Source organism: Streptomyces sp. NPDC023481, from assembly GCF_055560195.1.
This window is the reverse complement of sequence record NZ_JBVHJE010000010.1, coordinates 21,697-43,269: the sequence shown is the minus strand read 5'-3', so window position 1 is coordinate 43,269 and position 21,573 is coordinate 21,697. Positions and strand designations below refer to the sequence as shown.

The 21,573-nt window shown below is 72.1% G+C and carries 20 protein-coding genes and 1 tRNA gene; 18 read left to right on the top strand and 3 right to left on the bottom strand.

The window, feature by feature from the left end; all coding sequences use genetic code 11:
• Positions 1 to 29: 29 nt before the first annotated feature.
• On the top strand, positions 30 to 476 hold the full coding sequence (locus tag ACZ3ZD_RS20275) for an SRPBCC family protein (protein ID WP_467399103.1): 447 nt from the start codon (positions 30 to 32) through the stop codon (positions 474 to 476).
• 39 nt (positions 477 to 515) lie between these two features.
• Positions 516 to 587: transfer RNA gene (locus tag ACZ3ZD_RS20270), tRNA-Val, on the top strand.
• Between the two features lie 53 nt (positions 588 to 640).
• Here the strand turns inward: ACZ3ZD_RS20270 and ACZ3ZD_RS20265 are convergent.
• Positions 641 to 1,366: an exonuclease domain-containing protein gene (locus tag ACZ3ZD_RS20265; RefSeq protein ID WP_467399100.1), complete on the bottom strand. Its 726-nt coding sequence runs from the start codon at positions 1,364 to 1,366 to the stop codon at positions 641 to 643.
• A 168-nt stretch (positions 1,367 to 1,534) separates the two neighbouring features.
• On the opposite strand from ACZ3ZD_RS20265, the gene ACZ3ZD_RS20260 reads away from it, so the two are divergent.
• From ACZ3ZD_RS20260 to ACZ3ZD_RS20245, 4 genes are all read left to right on the top strand, one after another.
• Complete coding sequence (locus tag ACZ3ZD_RS20260; protein WP_467399098.1) at positions 1,535 to 2,101, top strand: DUF4365 domain-containing protein; 567 nt, start codon at positions 1,535 to 1,537, stop codon at positions 2,099 to 2,101.
• A complete protein-coding gene (locus ACZ3ZD_RS20255; protein WP_467399097.1) occupies positions 2,098 to 3,315 on the top strand; it encodes a hypothetical protein in 1,218 nt (405 codons plus the stop codon). Before ACZ3ZD_RS20260 ends, ACZ3ZD_RS20255 begins: the two co-directional genes overlap by 4 nt.
• A 114-nt stretch (positions 3,316 to 3,429) precedes the next feature.
• Positions 3,430 to 5,406, top strand: a complete 1,977-nt coding sequence (gene thrS / locus ACZ3ZD_RS20250; RefSeq protein ID WP_467399094.1) for a threonine--tRNA ligase — start codon at positions 3,430 to 3,432, stop codon at positions 5,404 to 5,406.
• A 262-nt stretch (positions 5,407 to 5,668) separates the two neighbouring features.
• Entirely contained in the window at positions 5,669 to 6,226 is a 558-nt protein-coding gene (locus ACZ3ZD_RS20245; protein ID WP_467399092.1) for an HIT family protein, read from the top strand.
• 42 nt (positions 6,227 to 6,268) lie between these two features.
• Here the strand turns inward: ACZ3ZD_RS20245 and ACZ3ZD_RS20240 are convergent, their stop codons facing one another.
• Together ACZ3ZD_RS20240 and ACZ3ZD_RS20235 are read right to left on the bottom strand one after the other, a co-directional pair.
• Positions 6,269 to 7,915 (bottom strand): hypothetical protein, encoded by a 1,647-nt coding sequence (locus ACZ3ZD_RS20240; protein WP_467399089.1) that lies wholly within the window; start codon positions 7,913 to 7,915, stop codon positions 6,269 to 6,271.
• 201 nt (positions 7,916 to 8,116) lie between these two features.
• On the bottom strand, positions 8,117 to 10,318 hold the full coding sequence (locus ACZ3ZD_RS20235) for an elongation factor G-like protein EF-G2 (RefSeq protein ID WP_467399086.1): 2,202 nt from the start codon (positions 10,316 to 10,318) through the stop codon (positions 8,117 to 8,119).
• 260 nt (positions 10,319 to 10,578) lie between these two features.
• On the opposite strand from ACZ3ZD_RS20235, the gene pgsA reads away from it, so the two are divergent.
• The 12 genes from pgsA (at position 10,579) to secD (ending at position 21,571) form a co-directional block, all read left to right on the top strand.
• On the top strand, positions 10,579 to 11,292 hold the full coding sequence (pgsA, locus tag ACZ3ZD_RS20230; protein WP_467399611.1) for a phosphatidylinositol phosphate synthase: 714 nt from the start codon (positions 10,579 to 10,581) through the stop codon (positions 11,290 to 11,292).
• Entirely contained in the window at positions 11,289 to 12,197 is a 909-nt protein-coding gene (locus tag ACZ3ZD_RS20225; protein WP_467399083.1) for a phosphatidylinositol mannoside acyltransferase, read from the top strand. Before pgsA ends, ACZ3ZD_RS20225 begins: the two co-directional genes overlap by 4 nt.
• Positions 12,194 to 13,357, top strand: a complete 1,164-nt coding sequence (locus ACZ3ZD_RS20220; protein ID WP_467399081.1) for a glycosyltransferase family 4 protein — start codon at positions 12,194 to 12,196, stop codon at positions 13,355 to 13,357. Before ACZ3ZD_RS20225 ends, ACZ3ZD_RS20220 begins: the two co-directional genes overlap by 4 nt.
• A gap of 221 nt (positions 13,358 to 13,578) precedes the next feature.
• Complete coding sequence (locus ACZ3ZD_RS20215; RefSeq protein ID WP_467399078.1) at positions 13,579 to 14,121, top strand: LemA family protein; 543 nt, start codon at positions 13,579 to 13,581, stop codon at positions 14,119 to 14,121.
• Between the two features lie 112 nt (positions 14,122 to 14,233).
• Positions 14,234 to 15,139 (top strand): pyridoxal 5'-phosphate synthase lyase subunit PdxS, encoded by a 906-nt coding sequence (gene pdxS, locus ACZ3ZD_RS20210; RefSeq protein WP_467399076.1) that lies wholly within the window; start codon positions 14,234 to 14,236, stop codon positions 15,137 to 15,139.
• A 13-nt stretch (positions 15,140 to 15,152) separates the two neighbouring features.
• Positions 15,153 to 15,752, top strand: coding sequence for a pyridoxal 5'-phosphate synthase glutaminase subunit PdxT (pdxT, locus tag ACZ3ZD_RS20205; RefSeq protein ID WP_467399074.1), 600 nt, complete (start codon positions 15,153 to 15,155; stop codon positions 15,750 to 15,752).
• Between the two features lie 65 nt (positions 15,753 to 15,817).
• Positions 15,818 to 16,570, top strand: a complete 753-nt coding sequence (locus tag ACZ3ZD_RS20200) for a YebC/PmpR family DNA-binding transcriptional regulator (protein WP_467399071.1) — start codon at positions 15,818 to 15,820, stop codon at positions 16,568 to 16,570.
• 126 nt (positions 16,571 to 16,696) lie between these two features.
• Positions 16,697 to 17,236, top strand: a complete 540-nt coding sequence (gene ruvC, locus ACZ3ZD_RS20195) for a crossover junction endodeoxyribonuclease RuvC (RefSeq protein WP_467399069.1) — start codon at positions 16,697 to 16,699, stop codon at positions 17,234 to 17,236.
• Positions 17,233 to 17,838: a Holliday junction branch migration protein RuvA gene (gene ruvA, locus ACZ3ZD_RS20190; RefSeq protein WP_467399067.1), complete on the top strand. Its 606-nt coding sequence runs from the start codon at positions 17,233 to 17,235 to the stop codon at positions 17,836 to 17,838. Before ruvC ends, ruvA begins: the two co-directional genes overlap by 4 nt.
• A 26-nt stretch (positions 17,839 to 17,864) precedes the next feature.
• Positions 17,865 to 18,950: a Holliday junction branch migration DNA helicase RuvB gene (gene ruvB / locus ACZ3ZD_RS20185; protein ID WP_467399064.1), complete on the top strand. Its 1,086-nt coding sequence runs from the start codon at positions 17,865 to 17,867 to the stop codon at positions 18,948 to 18,950.
• 178 nt (positions 18,951 to 19,128) lie between these two features.
• The gene (gene yajC, locus ACZ3ZD_RS20180) at positions 19,129 to 19,632 is read left to right on the top strand and encodes a preprotein translocase subunit YajC (RefSeq protein ID WP_467399061.1); all 504 of its coding nucleotides are present in this window, start codon (positions 19,129 to 19,131) and stop codon (positions 19,630 to 19,632) included.
• Positions 19,633 to 19,774: 142 nt separating this feature from the next.
• Positions 19,775 to 21,571 (top strand): protein translocase subunit SecD, encoded by a 1,797-nt coding sequence (gene secD, locus ACZ3ZD_RS20175; protein WP_467399058.1) that lies wholly within the window; start codon positions 19,775 to 19,777, stop codon positions 21,569 to 21,571.
• The last annotated feature ends 2 nt before the right edge of the window (positions 21,572 to 21,573 follow it).

Here is a 21,573-nt window from a genome sequence, read left to right as displayed (position 1 = left end):
ACCGGGGAGCGCCGCGCCATACTCGGCCCATGGACTGGAACCACTACCGCTTCCGCAGCCTGTGGCCCCTGCCCGCCCCGCCGGCCGCCGTCTACGCGGCGCTGGAACGGGCCGAGGACTACCCCGGCTGGTGGCCGCAGGTGCGGGCGGCGACCCGCCGGGACGACGGCACCGGAGTGATCACCACCCGCTCCGCGCTGCCGTACAGGCTCACCTGCACCGTGCGGGAGACCCGCCGGGACCCGGCCGCCGGCGTCCTGGAGATCACCCTCTCCGGCGACCTCGAAGGCTGGGCCCGCTGGACGGTCACCGCCGGCGGCCCCGGCACCCTCGCCCGGTACGACCAGGACGTCCGCGTCCGCAAGCCGCTGCTCAGGCGGCTCGCCGTACCCGGGCGGCCGCTCTTCCGCCTCAACCACCGGCTGATGATGCGGGCCGGCCGGCGCGGACTGCTGCGCCGGTTGCGAGCGGTTTGAAGGAACCCCGCCGGGACCTGTATTGTTCAGTGCGTTCCCGGGCGATTAGCTCAGTGGGAGAGCGCTTCGTTCACACCGAAGAGGTCACTGGTTCGAACCCAGTATCGCCCACCGGGATAGGCCGGTCCGCCGCAGCGGACCGGCCTTCTTCATGCCCGCAGGGGTCAGGCGGCCGCCGGCAGCTCCGGCCTGAGCGGCCACTCCGTGCTCACCACCTCGTCCGAGCCGCTGCGCGCGAACCACGCCTGCAGGCCCCGCGCCTGCGCCGCGTGCCAGTTCGCCTGCAGCGTGTGCAACTCGGCCGGGGACAGCCGCTCCAGCCGGGCCGCGAAACGGCGGCCCACCGCCCGTACGACATCCAGCGCGGCCAGCGCGTCCGCCGCCGCGTCATGCGCGTCCGCCAGCGTCACACCGTAGTGCTCGCACAGATCGGTCAGCGTGCGCCGGCCCTTGCGGTACCGGTCCAGATGCTTGTCCAGCACCCGCGGGTCCAGCACCCGCAGCGGCACCGACTCGAACCAGCGGTCCAGCGCCGACGCCCGGTGCCGGCGCAACTCCCGGTCCAGCAGCGTCAGATCGAACGGCGCGTTCATCACCACCAGCGGCCGGCCCAGCGCCGCGTGCTCGGCCAGCTGCTCGGCTATCTCGTACATCACCGGAGCCGGCCAGCGCCCGTTGTGCTGCAGGTGCTCCTCCGTCAGCCCGTGCACCGCCGTCGCCGCCTCCGGCACCGGCACACCCGGGTTCACCAGCCAACGGGTGACCCTGGGCCGGGACCCCGGCGCGTCCTGGACGACGACGGCGGCCGACACGATCCGGTCGGTCTCGACGTCCACGCCCGTCGTCTCCGTGTCGAAGGCGGCCAGCGGCCCCTCGTACCAGGTCGTCATCCAACCCAACTCCTCGCTCACCCACGGCAGGTGACGTACCGTCTTCTGCCCGTTTGGTGATACCCGGACCGTTTGCGCCGTACGCCGGGCGGAGACAACAGCAGTACGGGTCTTTGCAGTTCAGCGGCCCGGAGCGGGGAAACCCCTTGCCTTGGAAGGCTGTTGGTCATGGCCATAGCGCAGCCCGAGCGGGGCGGGCTGCTGCCCGAAGGTCCGGGCACCCATCGCGGCACGCTCGCCACCACCGCCTGCATGGAGACACTTCAGGTCGGCTATCTGCACGCGGTCGCCGCCGCGGCCGGCTGCTCGCTGTCCCAGCCCTTCCCGGACAACGGCATCGACTGGCACGTCAGCCACAGCGCGCCGGGACACACCGTCGACGACGAGGTCACCGTCAAGGTGCAACTGAAGGCCACCTACCAGGTCGCGCCCCACCCGCCGGGGCCCACCTTCTCCTTCACCCTCGACAACGACCACCTGCGCAAGCTCGCCCGCACCCCCGTCTCGGTGCACAAGATCCTCGTCGTCATGCTCGTACCGCGCTCCCAGGACGACTGGCTGCGCGCGAGCCACGACCGGCTCGACCTCAGACACTGCTGCTACTGGACCAACCTCGCCGGCCACCCCGTCACCGGCCGGCACCGGACCACCGTGCGGATTCCCACCTCGCGCATCTTCGACGACCGGGCCCTCTGCGAGATCATGACGCGGGTCGGGACGGGAGGCAGGCCATGACGAACCGCCCCTGCGAGCAGCCGCCACGGCGGATAGGGCCGCCCCGGCCCGTCGGCGTCGACCCCGCCGGCATCCATCCCGCGGACGTCGACCCCGCCGTGCTCGGCGCCCTGCTGCACTGGCACGGCTGGCAGCGGCGCGGCGGCGCGGCCGGGCGCTACGGCCGCTGGACCCCGCCGGGTCCGGGCGGCGCCGGCACCAGCCTGCTCGTCCCGGAGAGCCGCGCCTTCCCCGACAGCGACGACCTGCTCGGCGAGGCCCTCGACGCCCTCACCCGCGACCCCGCCCCGGCCGCGCGCGAGGTGCTGATCTCCCTCGCCGTCCCCAGCGACGAGGTCCGCTGGTGGCGCGACACCCCGCCAGGGCCCGCCGGCGCCGCCTCCTGGAGCGCCGACGGCCGGCTGCGTGCCGCCGCCCGGCAGACGCTGCTCGCCGCCGCGCTCGCCACCCGCGCGCGGGCCGGCTACCACGGCGCCCGCCACCGCCGTCCCGCCACCGCTCTCCTGGCGGACGTCCTCGTCGGCCCCGCCACCGAGGGCCGCACCCTCACCGCCTTCGTGCCCGTGCCCACCGGCCGCCCCCTCGCCGTCCGCCTCCACCAGGCCCTGCACGCCGCCCGCGAGGCCGTCGACTACCGGCGGGCCACCGGCCGCATGGACGCTTTCGACGGCGCCGTCGAGGCCGGCGTCAGCCGCGAGCTGACCGAGGCGCTCCGCGCGCTCGTCCGCGGCACCGAGGGCGCCCGCGTCGCCGTCTCCTGGGCGCCCGGCGCCGGCGTCCCCGAAGGCTGCGTGCCCCGCGCCGAACCCGTCGAGTTCTCGCCCGGCGACCTGCCCGCGCTGCGCGAGGCCGCCGCCCGCTACCTGCGCGCGGAACCCTCCGTCCCGGTCCGCGTCACCGGCGCCGTCGTCCGCATGCGCCGCTCCGGGCCCGGCGGCGAGGGCACCGTCCGGCTCCGCGTCCTCGCCGGCGCCGACGTCCCGCACCTGCGCGTCACCCTGGACGAGGAGGACTACCGCATCGCCGGCCACGCCCACCTCGTCGGACTGCCCGTGCGGGTGCACGGCCGGCTGGAGAGCAGCGGCGGCTTCCGCAGGCTCACCGGCGCCTCCGGTGTCGTACCCGTGCAGGTCGACGACGGCGAGCGGGACCGGCTGCTGAAGTCCCTCCAGGAGAACCTCGACTTCTTCGAGGAGGCCCCCGGGCAGGAGTGAGGGGACGGCGACCGAAAGTAACCGTTTCGCGGTCGGTGCCGTCGGGTCGGTACGATCGCCTGTGCGCGCGCTCCTGGTATGGCGCCGCAGCCCACCTTCAGTCAGGAGAGACCGGTGTCAGACGTCCGTGTGATCATCCAACGCGATTCCGAGCGGGAAGAACGCGTGGTGACGACGGGCACTACGGCCGCCGACCTCTTCGCGGGCGAGCGCTCGATCATCGCCGCGCGCGTGGGCGGCGAGCTGAAGGACCTCACGTACCCGCTGTCCGACGGTGACGAGGTCGAGGGCGTCGAGATCGCCTCCGAGGACGGCCTGAACATCCTGCGCCACTCCACCGCGCACGTCATGGCGCAGGCCGTGCAGGAGCTGTTCCCCGAGGCCAAGCTGGGCATCGGCCCGCCCGTCAAGGACGGCTTCTACTACGACTTCGACGTCGAGAAGCCGTTCACGCCCGAGGATCTCAAGGCCATCGAGAAGAAGATGCAGGAGATCCAGAAGCGCGGGCAGAAGTTCGCCCGCCGTGTCGTCACCGACGAGGCCGCCCGCGAGGAACTGGCCGACGAGCCGTACAAGCTGGAGCTGATCGGCCTCAAGGGCTCGGCCTCCAGCGACGACGGCGCGGACGTCGAGGTCGGCGCCGGCGAGCTGACGATCTACGACAACCTGGACGCCAAGACCGGCGAGCTGTGCTGGAAGGACCTCTGCCGCGGTCCGCACCTGCCCTCCACCCGTCTCATCCCGGCGTTCAAGCTGATGCGCAACGCGGCCGCCTACTGGCGCGGCAGCGAGAAGAACCCGATGCTCCAGCGCATCTACGGGACCGCCTGGCCGTCCAAGGACGAGCTGAAGGCGTACCTCGACTTCCTCGCCGAGGCCGAGAAGCGCGACCACCGCAAGCTCGGCTCCGAGCTGGACCTGTTCTCCATCCCCGAGCAGATCGGCTCCGGCCTGGCCGTCTTCCACCCCAGGGGCGGCATCGTCCGCCGCGTGATGGAGGACTACTCGCGCCGCCGCCACGAGGAGGAGGGCTACGAGTTCGTCTACACCCCGCACGCCACGAAGGGGAAGCTCTTCGAGACGTCCGGGCACCTGGACTGGTACGCCGACGGCATGTACCCGCCCATGCAGCTCGACGAGGGCGTGGACTACTACCTCAAGCCCATGAACTGCCCGATGCACAACCTGATCTTCGACGCGCGCGGCCGCTCCTACCGCGAACTGCCGCTGCGCCTCTTCGAGTTCGGGACCGTGTACCGGTACGAGAAGTCGGGCGTCGTGCACGGCCTGACCCGTGCCCGCGGCTTCACCCAGGACGACGCGCACATCTACTGCACCCGTGAGCAGATGTCCGACGAACTGGACACCACGCTCACCTTCGTCCTCGGCCTGCTGCGCGACTACGGCCTGACCGACTTCTACCTGGAGCTGTCCACCAAGGACCCGGAGAAGTTCGTCGGCTCCGACGAGGCCTGGGAGGAGGCGACCGAGACGCTGCGCCAGGTCGCCGAGAAGCAGGGCCTGCCCCTCGTGCCCGACCCGGGCGGCGCCGCCTTCTACGGCCCGAAGATCTCCGTCCAGGCCAAGGACGCGATCGGCCGGACCTGGCAGATGTCGACCATCCAGCTCGACTTCAACCTGCCCGAGCGGTTCAACCTGGAGTACACCGGACCGGACGGCTCCAAACAGCGCCCGGTCATGATCCACCGCGCGCTGTTCGGCTCCATCGAGCGGTTCTTCGCCGTCCTCCTGGAGCACTACGCGGGCGCCTTCCCGGCGTGGCTGGCCCCGGTCCAGGCGCTCGGCATCCCGATCGGCGACGCGCACGTGGAGTACCTGGAGAAGTTCGCGGCGGCGGCCAGGAAGCAGGGGCTGCGCGTCGAGGTGGACTCCTCCTCGGACCGCATGCAGAAGAAGATCCGCAACGCCCAGAAGCAGAAGGTCCCCTTCATGGTGATCGCGGGCGACGAGGACATGTCCAACGGCTCGGTGTCCTTCCGCTACCGCGACGGTTCGCAGGAGAACGGCATCCCGTTCGAGGAGGCCCTCGCGAAGATCGCCCAGGTGGTGTCGGACCGGGTCCAGGTCTGACCGCCACCAGCGTGAGGGCCCCCGGGATCACCGTCCCGGGGGCCCTTCCCCGTCCTGGTCGCCGCCGCACGCTCCTGCTCGTAGCCGCACGCTCCTGCTCGTACACGGTGCGCGCGCCGGCCAAGCCCGGCAGGAGCGCCAGAGACCGGCGTGCCCCCGGCTCTCCCGGCGCCGCGTACGGCTGTCGTCGTTCACCGGCCAAGCTTGGCCGGAGAGCGCCTTCCCGGAGCCCCGGCGACACGCCTGGAAGGGGTGACGCCATATGCTGCCTAGCATGACGAGTGAGCCGGAGCAGCAGATCGGAGTGGGGACGCAGGACGCGTTCCAGCGCCTGTGGACGCCCCACCGGATGGCCTACATCCAGGGCGAGAACAAGCCGACCGGCCCGGGGGCCGACGACGGCTGCCCCTTCTGCGCGATCCCGGCCCAGTCCGACGAGGACGGGCTGGTCGTCCGGCGCGGTGAGCATGTGTACGCCGTGCTCAACCTGTACCCGTACAACGGCGGCCACCTGATGACCGTGCCCTACCGGCACGTGGCCGACTACACGCAGCTGACCGGGCCGGAGACCGCCGAGCTGGCGGAGCTGACCAAGCAGGCCATGACGGCCCTGCGTACCGCGTCCGGTGCGCAGGGCTTCAACATCGGGATGAACCAGGGCGGGGTCGCCGGTGCCGGCATCGCCGCCCACCTGCACCAGCACATCGTCCCGCGCTGGGGCGGCGACACGAATTTCATGCCGGTCGTGGGCCACACCAGGGTGCTGCCCCAGCTGCTCGCGGACACCCGGAAGATGCTGGCGGAAGCCTGGCCGGCCTAGCCGCGGCTTCGCGGGGCGGTGCCCCCTGCCGGGGGCGTCCGCTCACGCGTCGTACAGGTCGGCCTTCCGGGGCATCGGGTCCTGGACGCTGCCGCTCAGGAACGCCGAGCGGGCACCGAACTTCTCCGTGTTCACGCCGTTCTCCTCCAGGACCCGTATCGCCGCCGAGTGCACCACCCGCAGCACCGGCGTGGCGGCGCGCAGCGCGTCGTCGGCCATGAACCGGTGCCGCCACGGCTGGTCGGCCCAGGCGTGCCGCAGACCGAACGGCTCGGGCAGGCCCAGCGAGCCGCCCAGCCAGTTCAGCAGCGGCGGGTACCAGATCAGCGGGGCGCGCGCGGCCAGCCGCACCACCTCGTCGGCGTTGACCAGCGGCAGCTTGATCGTGCGGTTCTCCCAGGGCTTCAGGGACTTGGAGACCTCCTTGGTCGGCGCCTCGGGCTTGCTGGTGAACAACGCGTTTACCGGTCCCAGCGCGTGCCCGGTGACCTCGATGCGCAGCGTCTCGTGCAGCACCGTGACGGTGATCAGCATGGTGATGACCAGCTGTCCGTCCCACAGGGTCCACTGCACGCCCAGGTAGTGCCGGTCGCCGCTGCCGAACTGCTGCTTGTTGCAGATCTCCTGTATGGCGTGCGGTTTGACCTGGAAGGCCTCCACGTCGGTGCCCTCCGGCCGGGACACCGCCGTCGCCTTCTCGCCGATCGGGGTGACGATCCAGTGCCGTATCGACGGCTTGGGGAAGCCGCCGGTGTTCAGCGGGCCGCGCTCCAGCAGGGACAGCTGGTCGTGGATCGCGCGCACGACGTCCCAGCTGCGGAAGGGGTGGATCTCCCGGCCGGGGTCGGCGGGCACGAGGTCCTCCGCGAGCTGCCAGGCACCCCAGCGGGTGCCCATGCCGAGTATGCCCTTGGGACCGGCGTAGAACACGGAGTTGGACTGCTGCTCGGCGCTCAGCCGGGCCAGGGACTGGCGCAGCTCCTCGGCGGCGGTCTGGCCGGGGCCGCGCGGCACGGCCTCCGGGACCTTGGCGCCGACGCTGGTGCCGGAAAGCAGGCCGTCCCAGCGGGCCCGCAGGTCCCTGGCGGTGTTCTCGCAGACCTGCTTGGCCCAGAACCAGCCGAGCACGGGGACGACGACGGCCGCGCGCGCGTACCACCCCCAGAAGCCGGCGAACGGCATCTTGATCAGGAACAGCGCGGCGAGCAGGCCGACACCGAGGAGCAGCACGGTGCCCAGGGTGCCCGCCCGCTTGTCGTCACGCCGGGCGACCAGGGCGCGCAGCTGGAAGACGAGCAGCCAGACGAGCATCCCGGGAAGGAAGAGCAGACCGCACACGACGGTGATGCCGGTCAGCCGGTTGTCGCGCTCCCGGCGGATGTTGTTGGCGGCCATGGCGTGCTCGACGACGAACTGCGGTTCGGAACCGAAGGACTGGATGAGCGGCTTGCGGCCCGGGGCGAGCATCCGGTCGACCAGCGCCCGGGAGAACGCCTCGCCGAGATTGGGCCGGAACAGCTTGAGCCGGCCCGGCTTGACGGTCGACTGGTGCCACTCGTTGTCGGCCTTCTTGATCTCATCGAGCGGGCTGTCCCGGTACGCAGCGGAGGCCAGCGCGGAGGTCGCCGCCTGCCCCTCGTCGCCCGAGACGGGTACCTGGGGCCCGTCCCACTCCGTGCCAAACGACATTCCCGCCCCCATCGCCGCCGGTGCCGTGCCTGCGGCCTTCCCGACTTCCCTGCTCCGCACACCTTTTGGACCGCCACGCCGTGCCCGTACCAGCCGGTGACCGGACGGTCGCGGCACGACGTGATCAGGCTTTCAGCGTATCCGCCGGCACCGACAACGCGGGGGCGGACGGCCGAAGCCGCCCGCCCGTGCGCCGGCGTACTACCCCTCGTCCCCGGCCTGTTCGCGGATGCGTTCGGCGATCTGCGGCGGCATCGGCTCGTGCCGGGCGTAGCGCCGGTCGAAGCGGGCCGTGCCGTGCGAGAGGGAGCGCAGGTCGACGGCGTACCGGCCGATCTCGAACTCGGGCACCTCCGCGCGGATCAACGTCCGCCCGGTGCCCACCTGTTCGGTGCCGAGCAGCCGGCCGCGGCGGCCGGACAGGTCGCTCATCACGGGGCCCACGTACTCGTCGCCGACCAGGACGGTCACCTCGGCGACCGGCTCCAGCAGATGGATCCTGGCGTCCGCCGCGGCCTCGCGCAGCGCCAGCGCGCCCGCCGTCTGGAAGGCCGCGTCGGAGGAGTCCACCGAGTGCGCCTTGCCGTCCAGCAGCGTGACCCGCACGTCCACCAGGGGATAGCCGGCGGCGACGCCCTTGGCGGCCTGGGCCCGTACGCCCTTCTCGACGGACGGGATGAACTGCCGGGGCACCGCGCCGCCGACCACCTTGTCCACGAACTCGATGCCCGAGCCGCCCGGCAGCGGCTCCACCTCGATCTCGCAGATCGCGTACTGGCCGTGGCCGCCGGACTGCTTGACGTGCCGGCCGCGCCCGCCGGCCTTCGCCGCGAACGTCTCCCGGAGCGAGACCCGGTGCGGGACGACGTCGACCTGGACGCCGTAGCGGTTGCGCAGCCGTTCCAGAGCCACGTCCGCGTGCGCCTCGCCCAGGCACCACAGGACGACCTGGTGGGTGTCCTGGTTCTGCTCCAGGCGCATGGTCGGGTCCTCGGCGACCAGCCGGGACAGGCCCTGGGAGAGCTTGTCCTCGTCGGCCTTGCTGTGCGCCTGGATGGCGAGCGGCAGCAGCGGGTCGGGCATCTGCCAGGGCTCCACCAGGAGCGGGTCGTCCTTGGCGGACAGGGTGTCACCGGTCTCGGCCCGGCTCAGCCTGGCCACGCACACCAGGTCGCCGGCCACGGCGTGGGTGACCGGGCGCTGCTGCCTGCCGAACGGCATGGACAGGGCGCCGATCTTCTCGTCGACGTCGTGGTCCTCGTGCCCGCGGTCGGCGAGGCCGTGCCCGGAGACGTGCACCGTCTGGTCGGGGCGCAGGGTGCCGGAGAAGACGCGGACCAGCGAGATGCGGCCGACGTAGGGGTCGGAGGAGGTCTTGACGACCTCGGCGACCAGCGGGCCGTCCGTGTCGCACGCCTTCAGCTCGCGCGGCTTTCCGTCGATGGTGGCGACCTGGGGCAGCGGGTGCTCGAACGGGGTCGGGAAGCCGCCGGTGACCAGCTCCAGCAGCTCGACGGTGCCCAGGCCCTGCCGGGCGCCCTCGGCGGCGGGGGCGGCGGCCAGCACCGGGAAGAAGGAGCCGCGGGCCACGGCCCGCTCCAGGTCCTCGACCAGCGTCTCGACGTCGACCTTCTCGCCGCCGAGGTAGCGGTCCATGAGGGTCTCGTCCTCGCTCTCGGCGATGATCCCCTCGATGAGCCGGTTGCGGGCCTCCTCGATGTCCGGCAGCTGGTCCTCGCCGGGCTCGGACTCCTTGCGCTCCCCGGTCGAGTAGTCGAACAGCTTCTGGGAGAGCAGGCCGACCAGGCCGGTCACGGGCGCGTGCCCGTCGGGGCCCTCGGGGCCGCGCAGCGGCAGGTACAGGGGCAGCACGGCGTCGGGGTCGTCGCCGCCGAAGGCCTGCGCGCAGGTCCGGGTCATCTCCTCGAAGTCGGAGCGCGCGGCCTCCAGGTGCGTGATGACGATCGCGCGGGGCATGCCGACGGCCGCGCACTCCTCCCACACCATCCGGGTCGAGCCGTCGACGCCGTCCGAGGCCGAGACGACGAAGAGGGCCGCGTCCGCGGCCCGCAGACCGGCCCGCAGCTCCCCGACGAAGTCGGCGTAGCCGGGGGTGTCCAGGAGGTTGACCTTGATGCCGTCCCATTCCACCGGCACCAGGGAGAGCTGGACCGAGCGCTGCTGCCGGTGCTCGATGTCGTCGTAGTCGGAGACGGTGCCGCCGTCCTCGACGCGGCCCGCCCGGTTCACCGCCCCGGCGGTCAGCGCCAGGGCTTCCACGAGGGTCGTCTTCCCCGAACCGGAGTGGCCGACCAGCACCACGTTCCGTACGGACGCGGGTCGGTCGGCCGCCAGAGCCCTGCCGGCGGCCCCGGGGTGGTGTGACTGTGCCTTGTCGCCCATGATCCTGCCTCCCGTGCACGGTGAGGTCACTGTGGGCGCGGGCACGCGGGACCCGCGTGCACTGGCGGCTCCGGCGACGCCCGCGGTTATTCGAGCTTTCCACTCCCGTCACGTGCCGTCCATACGAAGGACCGCGGCGGACCACGAAGGGTGCGCACCCGTGCCGTTCGCGTCACCCGCGCCCCGCGCGCGGGGGTGTGCGCCGGTTCCCGGCGCGGCTGCGGGTGCCCGCCCGTCACGTGCACGCGCGCGTGACTACGATGGGCCAGCCGGCGGCCATCAGGGCCGCGGCGTCACCGACCGTCGGGAAGGCCATGCTGAACAAGTACGCGCGTGCATTCTTCACGCGTGTCCTCACACCGTTCGCCGCGTTTCTCATCCGCCGGGGCGTGAGCCCCGACACGGTCACGCTCCTGGGCACGGCCGGTGTGGTCGCGGGCGCGCTGGTCTTCTACCCCCGGGGCGAGTTCTTCTGGGGCACGGTCGTGATCACCCTGTTCGTCTTTTCCGACCTGGTCGACGGCAACATGGCCCGCCAGCTGGGCCGCTCCAGCCGCTGGGGAGCCTTCCTCGACTCCACCCTGGACCGGGTCGCCGACGGCGCGATCTTCGGCGGCTTCGCGCTCTGGTACGCGGGCCGGGGCGACGACAACGTGCTGTGCGCCGTCTCGATCTTCTGCCTGGCCAGCGGTCAGGTGGTGTCGTACACCAAGGCGCGCGGCGAGTCGATCGGACTGCCGGTCGCCGTCAACGGGCTCGTCGAGCGCGCCGAGCGGCTGGTGATCTCGCTGGTCGCGGCCGGCTTCGCGGGCCTGCACATGTTCGGTGTGCCGGGCATCCAGTGGCTGCTGCCGATCGCCTTGTGGATCGTCGCCGTGGGCAGCCTGGTCACCCTGGTCCAGCGGGTCGTCACCGTCCGCCGCGAGTCCGCCGAGGCGGAGGAGGCGGCCCGGGCCGGCGAGGTGGCGCAGTGAGCGCCGCCGACCGGCTCACCGACGCGCTGTACGGCCTCGGCTGGAGCACCGTCAAGAAGCTCCCCGAGCCGGCCGCGGTACGCCTGGGCCGGAGCATCGCCGACCTCGCCTGGAAGCGGCGCGGCAAGGGCGTGCTGCGCCTGGAGGCCAACTACGCGCGCGTGGTGCCGGATGCCGGGCCGGAGCGGCTCGCCGAGCTGTCCCGCGCGGGCATGCGCTCCTACCTGCGCTACTGGATGGAGTCCTTCCGGCTGCCGGCCTGGAGCGCCGAGCGCGTCCGGAGCGGCTTCGACCCCAAGGACATACACCACCTGACCGACGGCCTCGCCTCCGGCCGGGGCGTGATCCTCGCCCTGCCCCACCTGGCGAACTGGGACCTGGCCGGCGCCTGGGTCACCACCGAGCTCCGGACGCCGTTCACGACGGTCGCCGAGCGCCTGAAGCCCGAGACGCTCTACGACCGCTTCGTCGCCTACCGCGAGGGCCTTGGCATGGAAGTCCTGCCGCACAGCGGCGGCTCCGCCTTCGGCACGCTCGCCCGCAGGCTGCGCGAGGGCGGCCTGGTCTGCCTGGTCGCCGACCGCGACCTGTCCGCCTCCGGTGTCGAGGTCGGCTTCTTCGGCGAGACGGCCCGCATGCCCGCGGGACCGGCCCTGCTCGCCCAGCAGACCGGCGCGCTGCTGCTGCCCGTCACCCTCTGGTACGACGACTCGCCCGTCATGAAGGGCCGCGTGCACCCCCCGGTCGAGGTCCCCGAGTCGGGCACGCGGGCCGAGAAGACGTCCGTCATGACACAGGCCCTGGCCGACGCCTTCGCCTCCGGGATCGCCGAGCATCCCGAGGACTGGCACATGCTCCAGCGGCTGTGGCTCGCCGACCTCGACCCCGCGAAGGGACCCGCGTGAGAATCGGGATCGTCTGCCCGTACTCCTGGGACGTGCCCGGTGGCGTCCAGTTCCACATCCGCGACCTCGCCGAGTACTTCCTGCGGCTCGGCCACGAGGTGTCCGTCCTCGCCCCGGCCGACGACGACACCCCGCTGCCGCCGTACGTCGTCTCGGCCGGCCGCGCGGTCCCGGTGCCGTACAACGGCTCGGTGGCCCGGCTGAACTTCGGCTTCCTGTCGGCCGCGCGGGTACGGCGCTGGCTGCACGAGGGCGCCTTCGACGTGGTGCACATCCACGAGCCGACCTCGCCCTCGCTGGGCCTGCTGACCTGCTGGGCGGCGTCCGGCCCGATCGTGGCCACCTTCCACACCTCCAACCCGCGCTCGCGCGCGATGATCGCCGCGTACGCGATCCTGCAGGCCGCGCTGGAGAAGATCAGCGCGCGGATCGCGGTCAGCGAGTACGCCCGCCGCACCCTCGTCGAGCACCTCGGCGGGGACGCGGTGGTCATCCCCAACGGCGTCGACGTGGACTTCTTCGCCAGGGCCGAGCCGAAGCCCGAGTGGCAGGGCGACACCATCGGCTTCATCGGCCGTATCGACGAGCCCCGCAAGGGCCTGCCGGTGCTCATGAGGGCCCTGCCGAGGATCCTCGCCGCCCGCCCGCAGACCCGGCTGCTGGTCGCGGGGCGCGGTGACGAGGAGGCGGCCGTGGAGGACCTGCCGAAGGAGCTGCGCCCGCGCGTGGAGTTCCTCGGCATGATCAGCGACGAGGACAAGGCCCGTCTGCTGCGCAGCGTCGACCTGTACGTCGCGCCCAACACCGGCGGCGAGAGCTTCGGCATCATCCTGGTCGAGGCGATGTCGGCGGGCGCCCCCGTGCTCGCCGCCGACCTGGACGCGTTCGTGCAGGTCCTCGACCAGGGCGAGGCCGGCGAGGTGTTCGCCAACGAGGACGCCGACGCGCTGGCCGAGGCGGCCCTCCGCCTGCTCGGGGACCCGGCCCGCCGCACCGAACTGCGCGAGCGGGGCAGCGCCCATGTCCGCCGGTTCGACTGGTCCACGGTCGGCGCGGACATCCTGTCCGTCTACGAGACGGTGACGACGGGCGCGGCGGCGGTCGCCGCGGACGAACGGACGACGGGCCTGCGGGCCCGGTTCGGGCTGGCCCGGGACTGAGGCGTGGCGCCGGGCCCTCGCGCGGGGTGCGGCGCGTGGGGGCTGGGCCGGTGGGGCGTTCTGAGGATCGGCGGGGTGGCCGCCTGGAGGTCGGTGGGGTCGCCCGGGATCGGCGGGGTGGCCGCCTGGGGGTCGGTGGGGTCGCCTGGGATCGGCGGGGTGGCCACCTGGGGGCCGGTGGGGCCGCCTGGCGGCACCGGGGCAGCCGATAGCCTTCCGTCGTGACCGCAACCCTCATCTGGATCCTCGTCGCGCTGCTCGCCGTCGGGGTGTACCTCAGCTGGACGGCCGGGCGGCTGGACCGGTTGCACGTGCGGATGGACGCCGCGCGGGCCGCGCTCGACGCCCAGCTGCTGCGGCGGGCCTCCGTGGCGCAGGAGCTGGCGACCTCGGGCGTGCTGGACCCGGCCGCCTCGATCGTGCTGTACGAGGCCGCGCACGCGGCCCGGCAGGCCGAGGAGGAGCAGCGGGAGGTCGCCGAGAGCGAGCTGAGCCAGGCGCTGCGCGCGGTCTTCGGGGACCCGGCGCAGGTGGAGGCCGTACGCGAGGCGCCGGGCGGCGAGGAGGCGGCCCGCGAGCTGGCCGAGGCCGTCCGCCGGGTGCCGATGGCCCGCCGCTTCCACAACGACGCCGTGGGCGCCGCCCGCCGGCTCCGCGAGCACCGCAAGGTCCGCTGGTTCCGGCTGGCCGGCCACGCCCCGTTCCCGCTGGCCGTCGAGATGGACGACGAGCCGCCCGCGGCCCTGGTCGAGAGGGTCTCCTGAGCCGGGGAGACGAAAAGGATCCACCGGCTTGTCATTGGCCCTTGCTGTGGCCTGGTCCACTCGCGTTTCCTCGGTGAAGCATCAACCACCTTTCACTCCAGTGAGGTCACCCGTGTCCACCAACGAGAACCAGGCTCCCGAGACCGGCACCGCCCGCGTGAAGCGCGGTATGGCCGAGCAGCTCAAGGGCGGCGTGATCATGGACGTCGTCACGCCGGAGCAGGCGAAGATCGCCGAGGACGCGGGCGCGGTCGCCGTCATGGCCCTGGAGCGGGTCCCGGCCGACATCCGCAAGGACGGCGGCGTGGCCCGCATGTCCGACCCGGACATGATCGAGGGCATCATCGACGCCGTCTCGATCCCGGTCATGGCCAAGTCCCGCATCGGCCACTTCGTCGAGGCCCAGGTGCTGCAGTCCCTCGGCGTCGACTACATCGACGAGTCCGAGGTCCTCACCCCGGCCGACGAGGTCAACCACTCCGACAAGTGGGCCTTCACCACCCCGTTCGTGTGCGGCGCGACCAACCTGGGCGAGGCCCTGCGCCGCATCGCCGAGGGCGCCGCGATGATCCGCTCCAAGGGCGAGGCCGGCACCGGCAACGTCGTCGAGGCCGTGCGCCACCTGCGCCAGATCAAGAACGAGATCGCCCGCCTGCGCGGCTACGACAACCACGAGCTGTACGCCGCCGCCAAGGAGCTGCGCGCCCCGTACGAGCTGGTCAAGGAGGTCGCCGAGCTGGGCAAGCTCCCGGTGGTCCTCTTCTCCGCCGGTGGCGTCGCCACCCCGGCCGACGCGGCCCTGATGCGCCAGCTCGGCGCCGAGGGCGTGTTCGTCGGCTCCGGCATCTTCAAGTCCGGCGACCCGGCCAAGCGCGCCGCCGCCATCGTGAAGGCCACCACGTTCTACGACGACCCGAAGATCATCGCGGACGCGTCCCGCAACCTCGGCGAGGCCATGGTCGGCATCAACTGCGACACCCTCCCCGAGACCGAGCGCTACGCCAACCGCGGCTGGTAAGGCACCGGATCACATGAACACCCCCGTCATAGGCGTCCTGGCCCTCCAGGGCGACGTACGGGAGCACCTCATCGCCCTGGCCGCGGCGGACGCCGTGGCCAGGCCGGTGCGGCGCCCCGAGGAACTCGCCGAGGTGGACGGCCTCGTCCTGCCCGGCGGCGAGTCCACCACCATCTCCAAGCTGGCCCACCTGTTCGGCCTGATGGAGCCCCTCCGCGCGCGCGTGCGGGACGGCATGCCCGTCTACGGCACCTGCGCGGGCATGATCCTGCTCGCCGACAAGATCCTCGACCCGCGCTCGGGCCAGGAGACCGTCGGCGGCATCGATATGATCGTGCGCCGCAACGCCTTCGGCCGGCAGAACGAGTCGTTCGAGGCCGCACTCGACGTCAAGGGCATCCCGGGCGATCCTGTGGAGGGCGTCTTCATCCGCGCCCCCTGGGTGGAGTCCGTGGGCGCCGCGACCGAGGTGCTCGCCGAGCACGAGGGCCACATCGTCGCCGTACGCCAGGGCAACGCGCTCGCCACGTCGTTCCACCCCGAACTGACCGGCGACCACCGCGTGCACTCGCTGTTCGTCGACATGGTGCGCGCGCACCGGACACCGGAGTAGGACGAGAGTCCTTGTAGGATCTCTGGCGTTCGTATCTGGATGGGTTACGCGAAGGAGACAGGCAGATGTCCGGCCACTCTAAATGGGCCACGACGAAGCACAAGAAGGCCGTGATCGACGCCAAGCGCGGCAAGCTCTTCGCGAAGCTCATCAAGAACATCGAGGTCGCGGCGCGCATGGGCGGCGCCGACCCCGAGGGCAACCCGACGCTCTACGACGCCATCCAGAAGGCGAAGAAGTCGTCGGTCCCCAACAAGAACATCGACTCCGCGGTCAAGCGCGGCGCGGGCCTGGAGGCCGGCGGCGCCGACTACGAGACGATCATGTACGAGGGCTACGGCCCCAACGGTGTCGCGGTGCTCATCGAGTGCCTCACCGACAACCGCAACCGCGCCGCCTCCGAGGTCCGCGTCGCCATGACCCGCAACGGCGGCTCCATGGCGGACCCGGGCTCGGTGTCGTACCTGTTCAACCGCAAGGGCGTCGTCATCGTCCCCAAGGGCGAGCTGAGCGAGGACGAGGTCCTCATGGCCGTCCTGGACGCCGGCGCCGAGGAGGTCAACGACCTCGGCGAGACCTTCGAGGTCATCAGCGAGGCCACCGACCTGGTCGCGGTCCGCACCGCCCTCCAGGACGCCGGTATCGACTACGACTCCGCGGACGCCAACTTCGTCCCGACCATGCAGGTCGAACTGGACGAGGAGGGCGCGAAGAAGATCTTCAAGCTGATCGACGCCCTGGAGGACAGCGACGACGTGCAGAACGTCTACGCCAACTTCGACGTGAGCGACGAGATCATGGAGAAGGTCGACGCGTGACGCCTCGCTGAACCAGCGGGAATGACGGCGGGCCGGTGGGACACGTCCCACCGGCCCGCCGTCATTGTCAGTGGGACCCGATAGCCTGCACAAACAGGCGATCGAGGGATCCGAGGGAGGGGCGCGGTGCGCGTACTGGGGGTGGACCCCGGGCTGACCCGGTGCGGTGTCGGCGTGGTCGAGGGGGTCGCGGGCCGCCCGCTCACCATGCTCGGCGTCGGCGTCGTCCGCACGCCCCCGGACGCCGACCTCGGCCACCGGTTGCTCGCCGTCGAACAGGGCATCGAGCAGTGGCTGGACGAGCACCGGCCGGAGTTCGTCGCGGTGGAGCGCGTCTTCAGCCAGCACAACGTGCGCACCGTGATGGGCACCGCCCAGGCCAGCGCCGTCGCCATGCTGTGCGCCGCCCGGCGCGGCATCCCGGTCGCCCTGCACACCCCCAGCGAGGTCAAGGCCGCCGTCACCGGCAGCGGGCGCGCCGACAAGGCACAGGTCGGGGCCATGGTGACCCGGCTGCTCCGGCTCGCCGCGCCGCCCAAGCCGGCCGACGCGGCCGACGCCCTCGCGCTCGCCATCTGCCACATCTGGCGCGCCCCCGCCCAGAACCGGCTCCAGCAGGCCGTCGCCCGGCATGCAGTCCACGCAACGAAAGGCCGTACGGCATGATCGCCTTCGTCAGCGGCACGGTCGCCGCGCTCGCCCCCGACGCAGCGGTCGTCGAGGTCGGCGGTGTCGGCATGGCCGTCCAGTGCACGCCGAACACACTCTCGACGCTCCGCCTCGGTACACCGGCCAAGCTGCACACATCCCTCGTCGTGCGGGAGGACTCGCTCACCCTGTACGGCTTCGCCGACGACGACGAACGCCAGGTCTTCGAGCTGCTGCAGACCGCGAGCGGCGTCGGACCGCGCCTGGCGCAGGCGATGCTCGCCGTGCACACCCCGGACGCGCTGCGCCGCGCCGTCGCCACGGGGGACGAGAAGGCCCTCACCGCCGTCCCCGGCATCGGTAAGAAGGGCGCCCAGAAACTGCTGCTGGAGCTGAAGGACCGGCTCGGCGAGCCCGTCGGCGCCCCCGCGGTCGGCGCGCCCGTCAGCCAGGGCTGGCGCGACCAACTGCACGCGGCCCTGATCGGCCTCGGCTACGCCACCCGCGAGGCCGACGAGGCGGTGGCCGCCGTCGCGCCCCAGGCCGCGGAGGCGGGTGGCACACCCCAGGTGGGACAGCTGCTGAAGGCCGCCCTGCAGACCCTGAACCGCGCCCGCTGACCCGCGCCACCCGCTAGGAGAACTTCGTGAACTGGGACGACACGACCGGCACCCCCGGCGAGGAGCGGCTCGCCGAGGAGCGACTGGTGGGCTCGGTCGCCGACCGGGAGGACCAGGCCGTCGAGGCCGCCCTGCGCCCCAAGGACCTCGGCGAGTTCATCGGCCAGGAGAAGGTCCGCGAACAACTCGACCTCGTGCTGCGCGCCGCCCGCGCGCGGGGCGCCACCGCCGACCACGTGCTGCTCTCGGGCGCCCCCGGCCTCGGCAAGACCACCCTGTCGATGATCATCGCCGCCGAGATGGGCGCCCCCATCCGCATCACCTCCGGCCCCGCCATCCAGCACGCCGGCGACCTCGCCGCGATCCTCTCCTCCCTCCAGGAAGGCGAGGTCCTCTTCCTGGACGAGATCCACCGCATGTCCCGGCCCGCCGAGGAGATGCTGTACATGGCGATGGAGGACTTCCGCGTCGACGTCATCGTCGGCAAGGGCCCCGGCGCCACCGCGATCCCGCTGGAGCTGCCGCCGTTCACCCTGGTCGGCGCCACCACGCGCGCGGGCCTGCTGCCCCCGCCGCTGCGCGACCGCTTCGGCTTCACCGCGCACATGGAGTTCTACGAGCCGCACGAGCTGGAGCGGGTCGTCCACCGCTCGGCGAGCCTGCTGGACGTCGGGATCGACCCGGACGGCGCCGCCGAGATCGCCGGCCGGTCCCGGGGCACGCCCCGCATCGCCAACCGCCTGCTGCGCCGCGTCCGCGACTACGCGCAGGTCAAGGCCGACGGGCTGATCACCCGCGACATCGCGGCCGCCGCCCTCGCCGTGTACGAGGTCGACGCGCGCGGCCTGGACCGGCTCGACCGCGCGGTCCTGCAGGCCCTGCTGAAGCTGTTCGGCGGCGGACCGGTCGGCCTGTCCACCCTGGCCGTCGCGGTGGGGGAGGAGCGGGAGACCGTCGAGGAGGTCGCCGAACCGTTCCTGGTCCGGGAGGGGCTGCTGGCCCGCACCCCCCGCGGCCGGGTCGCCACGCCCGCCGCATGGGCGCATCTCGGCCTCACCCCGCCGGGCCCCGCGGCCCCGGGAAACGGACAACAGGACCTGTTCGGGGCGTGATGGCCGCCGCCCGGCGAGGGCTATGGCCCGGGCAGGAACCCAGGTGCCATGCTGAGCGTTGTTCCATGCGAGCGGACTCGCTTAGACTCCGCCGATGCCGCCCTTACGGGCGGCGCCGACCACACCCCCATCCAACTGGCCGCTCACCCGCGCGGTCGCGCGAAGGAAATTCCGTCCCGTGAATGCCTATACCCTTCTCCCGTTCATCGTGCTCATCGCGGCGATGTTCCTGATGACGCGTTCGGCCAAGAAGAAGCAGCAGCAGGCCGCCCAGATGCGGAACGAGATGCAGCCCGGCTCGGGTGTCCGCACGATCGGGGGTATGTACGCGACGGTCAAGGAGGTCAACGAGGACACGGTCCTCCTCGACGCCGGGCCGGGCGTCGACCTCCTCTTCGCCAAGAACGCCATCGGCGCCGTCCTCACCGACGACGAGTACAACCGCATCGTCCACGGCATCGAGCACGACCTGAAGTCCGACGCCGACCTCGTCCCGGACGACGCCTCCTCCCTCACCGAGACCGACGAGACCGACGGGCCCGCCGCCGCTGCCTCCGCGTCCGACGACAAGATCGACCTCGGTAAGAAGGACGCCGTCGAGGACACCGACGCGGCCGGTGCCGCCGAGGCCAAGGCACAGGACGAGCCGAAGAAGACCGACGGCGACTCCGACGCGAAGTAGTCACGCCCCGGGAGGCGCGGCGGCGGCATGATCGCGCCCCGTGGATCCCGGGCGCGTCTGTTTCCCGCAGGGGAGCCCGACACCACGTCATGGCCGACCGCGCCGACCGGGCGCGGGGCGGCCCGAGAGGGAGTACGAGAAGGTGGCAGCACCTAAGAGGGGCCGAAGCGCGAGCGCCCAGAGCAAGCCAGGGCGCTCGCTGGCCCTCATCCTGATCGCCATCGTGGCGCTCACCGGGGGGATGTTCCTCTCCGGGCACACCACTCCGCGTCTCGGCATCGACCTTGCCGGTGGTACGAGCATCACGCTCAAGGCGAAGGCCGACCAGGGGTCCGCGATCAACAAGGCCAACATGGACACCGCGGTCGACATCATGAACCGCCGTGTCAACGGCCTGGGTGTCTCCGAAGCGGAGGTGCAGACCCAGGGGAACGACAACATCATCGTCAACATCCCCAAGGGCACCAACTCCAAGGAGGCGCAGGAGCAGGTCGGCACCACCGCGAAGCTGTACTTCCGGCCGGTCCTGGCCAGCGAGCCCAGCGGCCCCGCGGCGAAGACGCCCTCGCCGGGCGCGTCCTCCAGCGGCAGCTCCTCGCCCAAGCCGGGCACCAGCCCGTCGTCGAGCGCCTCCGCCAAGGACAAGGCGTCCTCGTCCGGCTCCACGTCCCCCACGGCCTCGGCCACCTCCCAGGGCCGCGCCGTCAGCGACGCGCTGAAGGCCGACTCCACTCCCTCCCCGAGCGCCTCCGGCAGCGGCAAGCCCTCGGGCAGCCCCTCGGCCACTCCGTCGGCCTCCGCGAGCGGCGGCTCGAACGCGACGGCCGGGCTCCAGGCCCAGTACGCGGCCCTGGACTGCACCAAGCCCACCGACCGCGCCAAGGCCGGCAAGAACGTCAAGCCCGGCGACCCCACCGTGGCCTGCGGCCAGATCCACGACGCCTGGTACAAGTACCTCCTCGGCCCGGCCGCCGTGGACGGTACCGAGGTGAAGAAGGCGCAGGCCATCTTCAACACCCAGGGCGCCGCAGGCTGGCAGGTCCAGATGACCTTCACCGGCGGCGGCTCCAAGAAGTTCGCCGACATCACCGGCGAACTGGCCAAGAACCAGACCCCGCAGAACGAGTTCGGCATCGTCCTGGACGGCGAGGTCGTCTCCAGCCCGTACGTGACCAGCGCCATCACCGGCGGCCAGGCGGAGATCTCCGGCAGCTTCAAGCAGGAGGAGGCGCAGAGCCTCGCCAACATGCTGTCGTACGGCGCCCTGCCGCTGTCCTTCCAGGAGCAGTCCGTCACCACCGTCACCGCCGCGCTCGGCGGTGAGCAGCTGCACGCCGGTCTGCTCGCCGGCGCCATCGGTCTCGCGCTGGTCGTGATCTACCTGGTGGTGTACTACCGCGGGCTGTCCCTCGTGGCCATGGCCTCGCTGCTGGTCTCCGCGATCCTCACCTACGTGATCATGGCGCTGCTCGGCCCGGCCATCGGCTTCGCTCTGAACCTGCCGGCCGTCTGCGGTGCCATCGTCGCGATCGGTATCACCGCCGACTCGTTCATCGTGTACTTCGAACGCATCCGGGACGAGATCCGCGAGGGCCGCTCGCTGCGCCCCGCCGTGGAGCGGGCCTGGCCGCGCGCCCGGCGCACCATCCTGGTCTCCGACTTCGTGTCGTTCCTGGCGGCCGCGGTGCTGTTCATCGTCACCGTCGGCAAGGTGCAGGGCTTCGCGTTCACGCTGGGTCTGACCACCCTGCTCGACGTCGTCGTCGTCTTCCTCTTCACCAAGCCGCTGATGACGCTCCTGGCCCGCCGCAGGTTCTTCGCGGACGGCCACAAGTGGTCCGGCCTCGACCCGAAGAGCCTGGGTGCCAAGCCGCCGCTGCGCCGCACCCGTCGTCCCGCCGGTCCCGTCGCCGGCCCTGCCGACCCGAAGGAGGCGTGAGC